The 12,229-nt window shown below is 70.6% G+C and carries 12 protein-coding genes; 6 read left to right on the forward strand and 6 right to left on the reverse strand.

Features of this window, described 5'->3' with window-relative positions; translation table 11 throughout:
- Window positions 1–8: 8 nt before the first annotated feature.
- Complete coding sequence (locus AC07RM_RS21550; RefSeq protein ID WP_431509614.1) at window positions 9–800, reverse strand: SDR family oxidoreductase; 792 nt, start codon at window positions 798–800, stop codon at window positions 9–11.
- Between the two features lie 217 nt (window positions 801–1,017).
- Between AC07RM_RS21550 and AC07RM_RS21555 the strand changes: the two genes are divergently transcribed.
- Window positions 1,018–3,042: a helix-turn-helix domain-containing protein gene (locus AC07RM_RS21555; RefSeq protein WP_495335818.1), complete on the forward strand. Its 2,025-nt coding sequence runs from the start codon at window positions 1,018–1,020 to the stop codon at window positions 3,040–3,042.
- Between the two features lie 14 nt (window positions 3,043–3,056).
- On the opposite strand, the gene AC07RM_RS21560 is transcribed toward AC07RM_RS21555, so the two are convergent.
- The 3 genes from AC07RM_RS21560 to AC07RM_RS21570 are packed head-to-tail and all read right to left on the reverse strand — an operon-like array spanning window position 3,057 to window position 6,449.
- On the reverse strand, window positions 3,057–4,385 hold the full coding sequence (locus AC07RM_RS21560) for a sulfatase family protein (RefSeq protein ID WP_495319112.1): 1,329 nt from the start codon (window positions 4,383–4,385) through the stop codon (window positions 3,057–3,059).
- Between the two features lie 32 nt (window positions 4,386–4,417).
- On the reverse strand, window positions 4,418–5,407 hold the full coding sequence (locus tag AC07RM_RS21565) for a Bug family tripartite tricarboxylate transporter substrate binding protein (protein WP_495335819.1): 990 nt from the start codon (window positions 5,405–5,407) through the stop codon (window positions 4,418–4,420).
- Window positions 5,408–5,438: 31 nt separating this feature from the next.
- The gene (locus tag AC07RM_RS21570; protein WP_495335820.1) at window positions 5,439–6,449 is read right to left on the reverse strand and encodes a Bug family tripartite tricarboxylate transporter substrate binding protein; all 1,011 of its coding nucleotides are present in this window, start codon (window positions 6,447–6,449) and stop codon (window positions 5,439–5,441) included.
- A gap of 143 nt (window positions 6,450–6,592) precedes the next feature.
- On the opposite strand from AC07RM_RS21570, the gene AC07RM_RS21575 reads away from it, so the two are divergent.
- Window positions 6,593–7,156, forward strand: a complete 564-nt coding sequence (locus tag AC07RM_RS21575) for a MarR family winged helix-turn-helix transcriptional regulator (RefSeq protein ID WP_495335821.1) — start codon at window positions 6,593–6,595, stop codon at window positions 7,154–7,156.
- 10 nt (window positions 7,157–7,166) lie between these two features.
- On the opposite strand, the gene AC07RM_RS21580 is transcribed toward AC07RM_RS21575, so the two are convergent.
- The gene (locus tag AC07RM_RS21580; protein ID WP_495335822.1) at window positions 7,167–8,171 is read right to left on the reverse strand and encodes a Bug family tripartite tricarboxylate transporter substrate binding protein; all 1,005 of its coding nucleotides are present in this window, start codon (window positions 8,169–8,171) and stop codon (window positions 7,167–7,169) included.
- Window positions 8,172–8,307: 136 nt separating this feature from the next.
- On the opposite strand from AC07RM_RS21580, the gene AC07RM_RS21585 reads away from it, so the two are divergent.
- The 4 genes from AC07RM_RS21585 to AC07RM_RS21600 all read left to right on the forward strand — a co-directional run bounded on the left by AC07RM_RS21585 (window position 8,308) and on the right by AC07RM_RS21600 (window position 11,799).
- Window positions 8,308–9,237, forward strand: a complete 930-nt coding sequence (locus AC07RM_RS21585; protein ID WP_495335823.1) for a LysR substrate-binding domain-containing protein — start codon at window positions 8,308–8,310, stop codon at window positions 9,235–9,237.
- Window positions 9,238–9,345: 108 nt separating this feature from the next.
- Window positions 9,346–9,837: a YfbM family protein gene (locus tag AC07RM_RS21590; protein WP_495335824.1), complete on the forward strand. Its 492-nt coding sequence runs from the start codon at window positions 9,346–9,348 to the stop codon at window positions 9,835–9,837.
- A gap of 50 nt (window positions 9,838–9,887) precedes the next feature.
- A complete protein-coding gene (locus AC07RM_RS21595; protein WP_495335825.1) occupies window positions 9,888–10,550 on the forward strand; it encodes a suppressor of fused domain protein in 663 nt (220 codons plus the stop codon).
- Between the two features lie 16 nt (window positions 10,551–10,566).
- On the forward strand, window positions 10,567–11,799 hold the full coding sequence (locus tag AC07RM_RS21600; RefSeq protein WP_495335964.1) for a DUF418 domain-containing protein: 1,233 nt from the start codon (window positions 10,567–10,569) through the stop codon (window positions 11,797–11,799).
- An 18-nt stretch (window positions 11,800–11,817) separates the two neighbouring features.
- Here AC07RM_RS21600 and AC07RM_RS21605 read toward each other — a convergent pair whose 3' ends face one another.
- Window positions 11,818–12,210: a YbaN family protein gene (locus AC07RM_RS21605; protein ID WP_093339520.1), complete on the reverse strand. Its 393-nt coding sequence runs from the start codon at window positions 12,208–12,210 to the stop codon at window positions 11,818–11,820.
- Window positions 12,211–12,229 lie beyond the last annotated feature (19 nt).

A 12,229-nucleotide genomic window follows, 5' to 3' on the forward strand; every position in this document is an offset into this window, starting at 1 on the left:
GCCGGCGTTCAGAGGTATTCCATGTTCCCGTCGACGCTGATCGCCTGGCCCGTGAGGTTGCGGGCCGCTGGCGAACAGAGGAACAGCGCCATCGCCGCCACGTCGTCGAGCGTGACCATGCGGCGCAGCGAGATCTTCTGCAGGTACTCGGCGCGCATGGCCTCGACCGACACGCCCGCGGTGGCGGCGCGCGCGCCGATCACGCTGTTCATGCGCTCGCCCTCGACCGTGCCCGGCAGGATCGCGTTGACGCGCACGCCATGCGGGCCGAGCTCGATGGCCAGCGACTTCATGAGGCCGACGATGGCCCACTTGGTCGATGCATACGGCGTGCGGAAGGGATAGCCGAGCCGGCCCGCGACCGAGCTCATCGCGATCAGGCTCGGGTTGGCCTGCGAGCGCTTGAGCAGCGGGATCGCGCGCTGCGCGAAATAGAACTGGCTGTGCAGGTTGACGGCCACCGTGCGCTCCCAGTCGCCGCGCTGCAGGTCCTGCAGCGCGCCGGTGGGGCCGGCGATGCCGACGTTGTTGATCAGCACGTCGAGCCCGCCGAGCGCGCCCTCCACGTCGTCGAACACGCGCGCCACGTCCTCGGGCACCGAGGCATCGGCCATGCTCGAGGTGATCTCGGGCGCCTCGCGCGCCATGCGGTCGAGCGCGAGGCGGTCGATGTCGCAGACATGCACGCGCGCGCCGGTCTCGCGAAAGGCCAGCGCGATGGCCGCGCCGATGCCGGACGCGCCCGCGCTGATCAGCACCCGCAGGCCCGGCGCGGGCCGCAGTGAATCGATGATGCTCATGGGTTCCTGTGGTGTCTCGTTGTGTCCATGCGGGCGCCATGGCGCTCTCGCTTCATCGGCAGTGTCTTGAAAGCACCGCGTCAAAACTATGTGCGTCGCGCACACTGGCAACCCCCTGTCGATGTGATGCGGTGTTCGCGATCGCCATCGCGGCACCAGGGGAGAGGGATCGGACCCATGGGCATGGCCGCATCGTTCTGCTAGCCTTCGCGGCCCTATGTCATCCCTGTCCACCGAACGACCGCGCGCGGCGGGCTCCTCGCGCGACGCGAGCGAGCAGGCGGCCGACGAGATCGCCGCCGAACTCATCGGCCTGCTGCACCGGAATGCGCCCGCGGAAGAATTCGCCGGCCGGCTCGCGGCCGTGGAAGCCCTGCCCGATGCATTGCGGCGCAAGTCCAGCCTGGTCGAGCTGGTGCGCATGGCGATGGCGCTGCGCAACCGGCTCGAGCTGCACGAGCAGCGCGAGCGCGGCATGCTCGCGGTGATCGAATCGGCGCAGGACCTCTCGGGCCGGCTCGACCTCACGGGCCTGCTCAAGACCATCGTGAAGCGCGCGCGCCACCTGATGGGCTCGCACCTGTGCTGGCTCACGGTCTACGACACCGTGACCGGCGCGTTCCAGGTGGTGGTGGCCGACGGCGCGATCTCCGACCGCACCGGCCGCATGACCGTGGGCCGCAACCTCGGCATCGCGGGCATCGTGATGAGCACGCGGCTGCCCTTCTTCACGCCCGACTACCTGCACGACAACCGCTTCGTGCACGACCCCACGCTCGACGACATCTTCCGCGACGAGGGCGTGGCCGCGCTGGTGGGCGCGCCGCTGATGCGCGACGACGAGGTGATCGGCCTGCTGTTCGTGGCCGACCGCTACCACCGCACGCACACCGCGCTCAACGTGTCGATCCTCTGCACGCTGGCCGCGCATGCGGCGGTGGCGATCGAGAACGCCAAGGCCTTCGCGGAAGCGAAGGACGCGCTCGCGCATGCCGACGAGGCGCGTGGCGAACTCGAGCGACACGTGCGCGACGTGCAGGGCGCGGCCGAGGCGCACGAGCAGCTGACCTCGCTGCTGGCCAAGGGCGCGTCGCTGGGCGCGCTGTGCGAGTCGATCGCGCAGCTGCTCAACGGCGGCGTGCTGGTGCTCGACGAGGCCCACCAGGTCATCGGCCGCGCGCTGGCGCCGGGCTATGAGGGCACGGCCGCTGACGCTTATGCGCCGAACGACGAGCACAGCGCCGCGCTCGCGAAGGCGCTGCGCGAGAGCCGGCAGGCCGGCCGCTCGGTGGTGGCCTACGAGCGCGACGGCGAGCTGTGCCGCGCCATCGCGGTGCTCGGGGGCAACGAGGTGCTCGGTGCAGTGCTGCTGTTCCGGCACCAGGACCTGCGCGAGACCTCGCTGCGCACCTTCGAGCGCAGCTCCAGCATCATCGGCATCGTGCTGCTGTCACAGGAGCGCGTGGAGGCCGGCAAGAGCCGCGAGGTGGCGGCGCTGCTGCGCACCCTGATCTCGCCGCGCCAGGACGAGCCCGCGCTCACGCGCGACCGCGCCGAGCGCTTCGGGCTCGACCTCTCGCAGCCGATCTCGCTGATGGTGGTCGAGATGGCCGAGCCCCGGCCCGGCTTCTGGGCCCGGCGCCTGCGCGCCGGCGCGCCGATGTCCGAGCAGGTGTTCGACGAGGTCGACGGCGCCCTCGCCATCGTCTGCGCCGCCACCCGCGCGCAGGACGTGCTCGAGGCCGTCACCGCCTTCGCGCGGCGCGAGCTCGGCGATGCCTACCGCGGCGTGCTGTCGCGGCCGGTGCAGTCGCCGGCCGAGATGCCCGCGCTGTATGCCGCGCTGCGCCGCGCGCTGCCCGTGCTGGGGCGCCTGGGCATGCGCGGCGCCATCGTCGGGCAGAACGAGATGGCGCTCTATTCGGTGCTGTTCGAGACCCACGACCAGGGCAGCCTCAACACCTTCCTCGACGCCACCATCGGCGCGCTCACGAGCCATGATCGCAAGCGCGGCGCGGAGCTCACGTCGACCCTGCTGGCCTACTTCGACTGCAACCAGAACGCGAAGACCACCGCGGCGCGCATGGGCATCCATGTGAACACCGTGCGGCAGCGGCTCGCGAGCGTGGAGGAACTGCTGGGGCACTGGGGCAGCGCGAGCCGGGCGCTGGAGATCCATGTGGCGCTGCGGTTGTGGAGCCTGGGGATGTCCAGCGCGCGGGGCGGCGCCGACGAGGCCTGAGCCTCGCGCGGCGCTCAGCGCTGCGGCATGTCCTTCACCGAATACCCCAGGCTCACCGTCGCATCCTCCGGAATCGGCGGCATGGTCGCGTTCCAGGCCAGCCAGTCCTCGCGCATCGCCGCCAGCCGTTCGGGCTCCTGCTTCGCGCGGTTGGCGCGCTCGCGCTCGTCGGACGGGATGTTGAACAGGTACTCGTTGCCGTCGACCTTCAGGTACTTCCAGTCGCCGTCGCGCAGCGCCTGCTGGCCGCGGTGGTTCATGCGCCAGTGCAGAGGACGGCGGAAGCCGTGCTTGGCATCCTTGAGCACGGGCATCAGCGAGACGCCGTCGAGCGGGTAGGCCGGGTCGGCCTGCACGCCGGCCGCGTCGAGCATGGTGGCCGACCAGTCCATGGTCAGGCAGTGCTGGGCGCTCTCGCCGCCGGGCGCGATGACGGCGGGCCAGTGGGCGATCCATGGCACGCGGATGCCGCCTTCGGTCAGGTCCATCTTGCCGCCGACCAGCGGCCAGTTGTCGGAGAAGCGTTCGCCGCCGTTGTCGCTGGTGAAGACCACGAGCGTGTTCTCGGCCATGCCGTGCTTCTCGAGCGCGGCCATGATCCAGCCGATGCCCTCGTCCATGTGATGGATCATGCGGCGGTAGACGTGGATGTTGCCGCCCGCGAGGTCGAACAGGTTGTCCTTCACCAGCGGCGCCTTGTCGGCGTCGTCGCGCGTTTCCCACGGCCAGTGCGGCGCGGTGTAGTGCAGGCTCAGGAAGAAGGGCTTGGCCTCTTCGGAAGGCTGCTGCGCCATGCGCTCGACGAAGTCGACGGCGCGCTTCGAGAGGATGTCGGTGAGGTAGCCCTCTTCCTGCTTGTCCTCCTCGCCGTACCAGAGGTCGTGGCGGCCGCTGGAGTCGCAGTGGGTGAAGTAGTCGACGCCGCCCGACATCGGGCCGAAGAACTCCTCGTAGCCCGAGCGCAGCGGGCCGAAGCTCGGCGGATAGCCGAGGTGCCACTTGCCGATCAGCGCGGTGCGGTAGCCGCTGTCCTTGAGCAGCGAGGGCAGGGTGGGATGGTCGACCGGCAGGCCCAGCGTGCTGCTGCCGCGGCTCTTGCTGTTGATCGGCTCCTCGGCCGCGCCGCGCAGCCGGTACTGGTAGCGCGCGGTGATCATCGCGAAGCGCGTGGGCGAGCACACGGGCGAGTTCGCGTAGCCCTGCGTGAGCTTGAGGCCCTTGGCGGCCAGGCCGTCGAGCACCGGCGAGACGGGGCCGAAGACGGCGTCGCGGCCGCCGTAGCAGCCGAGGTCGGCATAGCCGAGGTCGTCGGCGACGATGAAGATGATGTTGGGTCTTGTCATGGTGTCGAGGGCCTGCAGGGCCGGGAAAAAGGTCAGGGCTGGTAGCCCGATTTCTGCACCACCGGACCCCATTGCAGCCGGTAGGCCTTGAGCATCGCGGCGGTCTGCGCCGGGGTGCTGACCACCGGCGTCATCTTCGAGTCGGTGAACTTGCGCACCGTGTCGGGGTCCTGCATCACCTCGCGAATCGCGGTGGCGAGGCGCTCGACCTTCTCGCGCGGCATGGTGGCGGGCGCGAAGAAGGTGTTCCAGCCGCTGGCCGAGAGGTCGAGGCCGGCTTCCTTGAAGGTGGGCACCGAGGGCGCGAACGGCGAGCGCTTGGCGCCCGAGATCGCGAGGATGCGCAGCTTGCCGCCCTCGTGCTGCGGGATCACCACGTCCTCGGTGTCGACCGCGATCGGCACCTGGCCGCCGATCAGGTCGTTGAGCAGCGGCGCCGAGCCGCGGTAGCCGATGACCTGGGTCTGGACCTTGGCCTTCTCGCCGACCATGAGGCCGAAGAAGTGCGGCAGGCTGCCGGTGGCCGGCACGCCGACGTTGGCCTGCTTGGGATTGGCGCGCATCCAGGCCAGCAGGTGGTTGAGCTCGCGCACCGGCAGCGTGGGCGACACGGCGAGCGCGAAGTCGTAGTCGTTGACGTGCGAGACCGGCACGAAGTCGTGTTCTGCGTCATAGCCGTTGTCCTTGAAGACCAGCGGCGCCACCACCATCACGGCGGGGTTGGCGAGCATCAGCACGTTCTGGTTCGCGGGCGTGACCTTGACCTGCTGCGCCGCGAGGCGGCCGCCAGCACCGGGCTTGTTGTCGACGATGACCGGCACGCCGAGCTTGGGCGCGAGCTTGTCGCCGACGATGCGCGCGACGCGGTCGGTGGCGCCGCCGGGCGCGTAGCCCACGACGATGCGCAGCGGGCCGTCGAGCGGCTGCTGCGCGGCGGCGCCGGTGGCCGTCAGGGCCGTCGCGAGACCGGCGATGGCCATCAGGCCGGCGAGGCGGCGGGTGATCGGGTGTTTGCGTTGCATGGGGTCCTCCTTGCGTTTCATGTATTGGGGTTCAGTCGTTGGCCTGGAAATTCACGGCCTTCATGATGCCGGCCCAGCGTGCCGTGTCCTCGCGCATGGTCTTCACGAGCGCATCGCCCGTGTCGGCCACCGGGTACATGCCGTTCTGCAGCAGCATCTGGCGCACCTCGCGCTTGTTGACGGCGCGCGCGAACTCTGAGCGCAGCTTCTCGACCACGGGCTGCGGCGTCTTCAGCGGCGCGTAGTAGGCGAACCACGCGGTGGCGACCACGTCCTTGTAGCCGGCCTCGACGAAGCTCGGCAGGTTGGGCATCAGCGGCGAGCGCTTCTCGCCGCTGGTGGCCAGCACCTTGACGCGGCCCGAGGGCAGCATCTGCTGCGCGCCGCCCACGGTGTCGAAGTAGACCGGGACGGTGCCGCCCATCACGTCCTGCCGCGCGGGCGTGGAGCCGCGGTAGGGCACGTGCACCATCTTCAGCCCGGCCGCGCGGTTGAGCATCTCGCCGAGGAAGTGCGAGGGCGTGCCGGCGCCGTACGAGGCGAAGCTGACCTTGTCGCCCTGCGCCCTGGCCCAGGCGATGAACTCGGGCAGCGTGTTCGCGGGCACGTCCTTGTTGAGCACCAGCGCGAGCTCGAAGCGCGCCGCGTTGAGGATCGGCGCGAAGTCCTTGATCGGGTCGTACGAGAGGTTGCGGTAGGCGCTCGGGAACATGGTCATCATGCCGGCCGTGCCCAGCAGCAGCGTGTGGCCGTCGGGCGCCGCGGTCTTGACCGTCTCGACCGCGATGCGGCCGGCCGCGCCCGAGCGGTTGTCGATGATCAGCGGGCCGAGGCTGTCGCGCACCTCCTGCGCGATGGCCCGCGTGAGCACGTCCTGCGTGCCGCCCGCCGGCACGCCGATCAGCACCTTGATCGGCTGGCCCGGCGCGAAACCCTGGGCGCGCGACAGCGCGGGCGCGAGCGCGAGGCCGCCGAGCGCGGCGACCAGCCGGCGGCGGCCGGGGGCGGGCAGGTGGGAAGCGTGCGAGGGGCGGGAAGGCATGGGGCGAAGTCTCCGAAAGGCGCCGGGTCGGCGGGGCGTGGTCCCGCGGCTGCGGACGATTCTGGAGACGCTACAGTCGATTGATCAAATCAACCATTCCCCGGATTAACCCGAGCGCGATGCCCCAGCCCATCGATGTGCCCGTGAAAGCGACCGCTCGCAAGACGGCCAAGGCCACCATCGAGGCGGCCGAGGACGCCAGCCTCGCGTTGCCGCGCCGCCCGCTCGACGACCTGCTGCTCTACCGCCTCTCGCGCCTGCTCGCGGTGGCCGGCAGCATGGTGATCCGCCTGTGCGAGGGCCGCTTCGGCATCACGCGCCGCGAATGGCGGCTGATCGCCACGCTCGCGAGCCGCGGCGAGCTCGGCTCCTCGCAACTGGCCGAGCATGCGCAGCTCGACCGCGCGCGCACCTCGAAGGCCGTGGGCTCGCTGGTCGAAAAGAAACTGCTCTCGCGCGTGGCGCGCGCGGGCGACCGGCGCCATGTGGAGCTGCGCCTCACCGACAGCGGGCAGGCGCTCTACGACGCGCTCTTTCCGCTCGTGACGGCGATCAACGGCGAGCTGATGGGCGCGCTCGATGCCGGCGAGGCCGAGCGCTTCGATGCGGCGCTGCATCGCTTGCAGGAGCGGGCCGAGCGCATGGTGGCGCAGGCGGTGCTGCCGAAGGCGGACCGCGGCAGGCGCCAGTCGGCGGCCGCGCGCTGAGCGGTGCATCTCAATCCACCTTCATGCCCGTGGCCTTGACGATGCGGCCGTAGCGTTCGCGGTTGCCGTCGAGGTGCGACGCGGCCGCGGCACCGGTCTCGCCGAGCGCCACCATGTCGAGCGAGGCGAGCCGCGCCTTCACCTCGGGCCGGCCCAGTGCCGACTGCAGCGCCGTGCGCAAGGTCTGCATCACGGGCTCGGGCGTGGCGGCCGGCACCATCGCGAGGTAGAGCACCTCGAACTCGAGGTCCTTCAATCCGAGTTCGCCCACCGTGGGCACCTGCGGCAGTAGCGGCGAACGCTGGCGGCCGGTGACCGCGAGCGCATGCAGCTTGCCGGCCTGCAGGTGCGGCAGCAGGCCCGGCGTGGCCAGGATGCCGGCCTGCACCTCGCCCGAGAGCAGCGCCAGCACGGCGGGTGCGTTGCCCTTGTAGGGCACGTGCGTGATCTTCGCGCCGGTGGCGTTGGCGAAGATCTCCGCGGCGATGTGGCCGGGACTGCCGTTGCCGGCCGAGCCGAAGGTGACCGACTCGCCCTTGGCCTGCGCGACGAACTCGGGCAGCGTCTTCGCCTTGACCGCGGCGCCGGTGCCGAAGGCCAGGCCCGAGGAGCTGAAGATCATCAGCGGCTTCAGGTCCTTCGCCGCGAAGGGCATGGCGGCGTAGAGCTGCGGGTTGATGGTGAAGGTGCTGTCGATGCTCAGCAGCACCGTGTAGCCGTCGGCCGGGCTCTTGGCCACGAGGTCGGCGCCGATGTTGCCGCCCGCGCCGGGACGGTTGTCGACGATGAAGGGCTGCTTCAGTTCCTTCTGCAGCACCTCGCCGAGCGCGCGCCCGAGGATGTCGAGCGGCCCGCCGGCCGGGAAGTTGGTGAGGAAGCGCACGGGCTTGGCCGGGTACGCGGCTTCGGTTTGCGCCAGGGCGGCGGCCGGGGCGCCGAGGCCCAGGACGAGCGATGCGGCCATGCAGGCGCTGGCGAGCGCCAGGCGCCGGCCCTTCGGGATGCGGGGGGTCATGCGGGTGTTTCCTTGTCTCCGTGTCGGCGCACTCTAGGAGCGTGGTGCCGCGCGCACAACTGAAAGCTGTTCCGCCAGGTATTCCGTCTCGTTATATTTGGTGCCCGCCGCTCCACAGCCAGCCGCCATGTCAGCCATGAACTTTTCTCGCTTGAAGCTGCGCCACCTGCAGTGCCTGGTGACCGTGGCGCAGGAGCGCAACCTGGTGCGCTCGGCCGAGGCCCTGTCGCTGACGCAGCCCGCGGTCTCCAAGACCATCGCCGAGCTCGAGGAGATCGTGGGTCGCCAGTTGCTGCTGCGCCGCCGGCGCGGCGTCGAGCTCACGCCCGCGGCCGAGGTGCTGGTGCGGCACGCGGTGTCGGCCCTGCGCGGACTGCGGGAGGGCATGGGCCTGGCCATGGACCAGCCCGATGCCGACCAGTTGCTGGTGGCCGTCGGTGCGCTGCCGAACATGGTGCCCAACCTGCTGCCCGAGGCGGTCGCGCTGCTCAATGCCGCGCATTCCGCGCTGCGCGTGCGGGTCATGAGCGGCACCAACGCGCAGCTGATGACGCAGCTGCGCCAGGGCGAGATCGACCTCGTGCTGGGGCGGCTCGCCCAGGCCTCGGCGATGGCCGATCTCGCCTTCGAGCAGTTCTACAGCGAGCCGCTGCTGCTGGTGGTGCGCCCCGACCATCCGCTGGCCGCGCGGCGCCGGCCGCCGCTCGATGCCTTGGCCGCCCATCCGCTGGTGCTGCCGGTGTCGGGCACGCTGATCCGCCACACGGCCGATGCCTTCCTGATCGCGCGCGGCCTGGAGCTGCCGCACCGGCTCGTGGAAGCGACCGACACCAGTTTCATCGTCGGGCTGCTGCAGCGCTCCGATGCCGTGTGGTTCGCGCCGCAGGGGGCGGTGGAAGGCTTCATCGCGCGCGGCGAGCTGCGGCGCGTGGCGATCGACACCGCGAGCACCGAGGGACCGGTGGGCATGACGGTGCGGCGCGGCGCCGAACTCGGGGAGGGCGCGCGGCTGCTGGTGGAGGCGATCCGGCGGATCGTGGGCCGGCGCCATGAGGCCGCGCCTTGAGGACGGATCGGGGTCGCGTTGCCGCCCGAGCCGCGCCATGCCCCCGATTCGGGCCGCCCGTTCGGTATCTAATCGGCGCATCGCAAAAAGAAAGGAGTCGCCATGGGAATGACCGCATCGTTCGTCGCACTGACGCAGGAAACGCTCGAGGCATTGAAGGCCGCTCCGGAAACCGCCGCCGACCATTTCATGGCGCAGATCGGTGGCGATGCCGAGGACCGCGTGCTCGACATCGACAAGGCCTGGCACGGCCTGCACTTCCTGATGACCCACGAAGCCTATGGGGGCGGCGGACCGCTCTCGCTGCCGATCCTGGGCGGCACCGCGATCGGCGACGACATGGGCTATGGCGCGCCGCGCTATCTCGACGCGCCGCAGGTCAAGGAGGCCGCGGAGGCCTTGGCGGCCCTGCCTGTCGACGAACTGCGCCAGCGCTTCAAGCCGGCCGAGCTCGAGGAGGCCTACATCTATCCCACGGGCATCTGGGAAGACGAGGGAGACGAAGCCTTCGAGTACCTGGCCCACTGGTATGCGCAGCTTCAGCTTTTCTATGCCGCGGCTGCCGGGCGCGGCGACGCGATGCTGCTGGCCATTCTCTGACGGCCCGTGTCCACGCAGGGCCGGCCCGTACCGAACCAGGAGAAGACGCGATGAGCCCGATGGAAGAAGTCTGGAAATACCGCGAGGAAGTGCTCTACCCCCAGCTCTTCGGCGAGAAGCGCAAGGGCATCTTCGTGCTGGGCGCCGATGACTTCTCGGCGCTGGGCGCGCAGGACATCGATCCGCGCTGGCTGCACCTGGGCGTGTTCGAGTTCGAGCCGACGCCCGTGCGCAACTCCTGGCTCTACGTGACCTCGGGCGGATCGACGCCCTGGGAGGGCGAGCCCGCCGACTACGACCCCGAGGACTACTCGTGGATCGGCTCCGAGCTGGTGCTCGAGGTGCCGTCGCAGGCTGGCGAGACCTGGCCGATCAAGCTGCTGCAGAAGCTGCTGGCCTACAACGTGCTGCTCGCGCATGGCCGCTTCGGCGAGGACAAGCCGCCGCTGGACTACGGCGACCGCATCCCGCTGGGCGGGCCGATCGGGCAGAAGGCCGCGTCGGTGCTGCGCCACGTGTTGCTGGCGCAGCCGAAGCACTATCCGGCGACGGCGCAGCTCGACTCGGGCAAGTTCGATTTCCTGCACGTAGTGGGCATCTCCGACACCGAGCGCGACTGGGCCAAGGCGCGCAGCTCCGAGGACCTGGTGCGGCTGCTCGAGGTGCATGGCCACTGCCCGGTGACCGACCCGAAGCGCGCGCCGGTGGCCTGAGCGCCGCATGCAGGGAATGGACGAGGCCGAAGCGCCTTCCTCAACGCCCGCGCCGCACGCGCCTCATGCGCCTCATGCGCCGCAGCGCCAGACCACGGTCGATGCATTGCGCGGCTTCGCGCTGTTGGGCATCCTGGTGGTCAACATCGCGACCTTCGCTTCGACCTACTACGGCATGGGGCTGCCCGATCCGCTCGCGAACTCGCTGCCCGAGCGGCTCGCGGTGTTCGTGCGCACCTTCGTCTTCGAGACCAAGTTCTACCTGCTGTTCTCGTTCCTGTTCGGCTACAGCTTCCTGCTGCAGAAGGAGGCCGCGCAGCGCGCGGGCCGCGCGTTCGCGCCGCGCATGGCGCGCCGGCTGCTGGGGCTGTGGCTGCTGGGCGTGGCGCATGGGGTGCTGCTCTACCAGGGCGACATCCTCACGACCTATGGCGTGATCGGCGTGGTGCTGCTGATGTTGCACCGGCGCGGCGACCGCTTCCTGCTGGGCGCCGGCATCGCGCTGGTGCTCGGCACCGCGCTGCTGTGGGCGGCCTTCAGCGCGCTGCTGTCGTTCGCGCTGGGCGGCGGCCCGATGGACCTGCGCAGCGCCTATGCGGAAGCCGTCTCCGCGTTGGCGGCCTACCGCGGCACGCCGATGACGGTCATCGTGCAGCACCTGCGCGAGCTGTCGCAGATCTGGTGGCTCACGGCGCTGGTGCAGGCACCGACGGCGCTCGCGATGTTCTTCGCGGGCTTCGTCGCGGGGCGGCATGCGTTGTTGGCCGACACCGGCGCGCACCTGCCGCTGTTCCGGCGCCTGCTGGCCTGGGGTCTGGTGGTGGGGCTGCCGGGCGCGGCCTTCTATGCCCAGTCGGCGCTGCGCGTCGATGGCTCGGTGCGCGACTTCCTCGGGCTCTCGGCCACGCTGCTCACGGCACCGTTCCTGAGCGCCGCCTATGCCTGCGCGCTGGTGCTGCTATTCCGCACGCCGCGCGGCCGCGTGCTCGAACGCTGGCTCGCGCCCGCGGGGCGCATGGCGCTGTCGAACTACCTGCTGCAGTCGGCCGTGTGCGCGTGGCTGTTCCTGGCCTACGGACTGCGCTGGATCGGCGCGACGCCGCCGCTCGCGGCGATGGGGATCGCCTTCGCGATCTTCGGTTGCCAGCTGCCGCTGAGCCGCTGGTGGATGGGGCGCTTCGCCTACGGGCCCGTCGAGTGGTTGCTGCGGGCGTTCACGAACCTCGCATGGCCCCCGCTGCGGCCCTGAGCCCGCGGCGTACGCCGATCAGGGCGGCGGCAGCGGCCGCGACCACAGCCAGGCCAGCACCACCGCCATGCAGCCGATCGCGAGCACCGCGGTCCAGGCGCGGTGCGCGGTGTACGAGATGATCACGGCGCACAGCGCCATGGTGACGGTGGCGCTCCACTTGGCGCGCCGGCTCACGGTGCGGCCGTGGGCCCAGTTGTGCAGCAGCGGCCCGAAGATGCGGTGGCCGAGCAGCCAGGCATGCAGCCGCGGCGAGCTGCGCGCCGCGGCCCAGGCGGCCAGCAGGATGAAGACGGTGGTCGGCATGCCCGGCACCACCACGCCGATGAGGCCGAGCACCAGGCACAGCACGGCGAAGGCATAGAGCAGGGCGCGTACCAGCGGGCCTCTGGGTTCGGGATCGGGCTTCAACGCGGCACGCTCGGGACGA

This window comes from Variovorax sp. GW821-FHT09B05 (genome assembly GCF_059418265.1).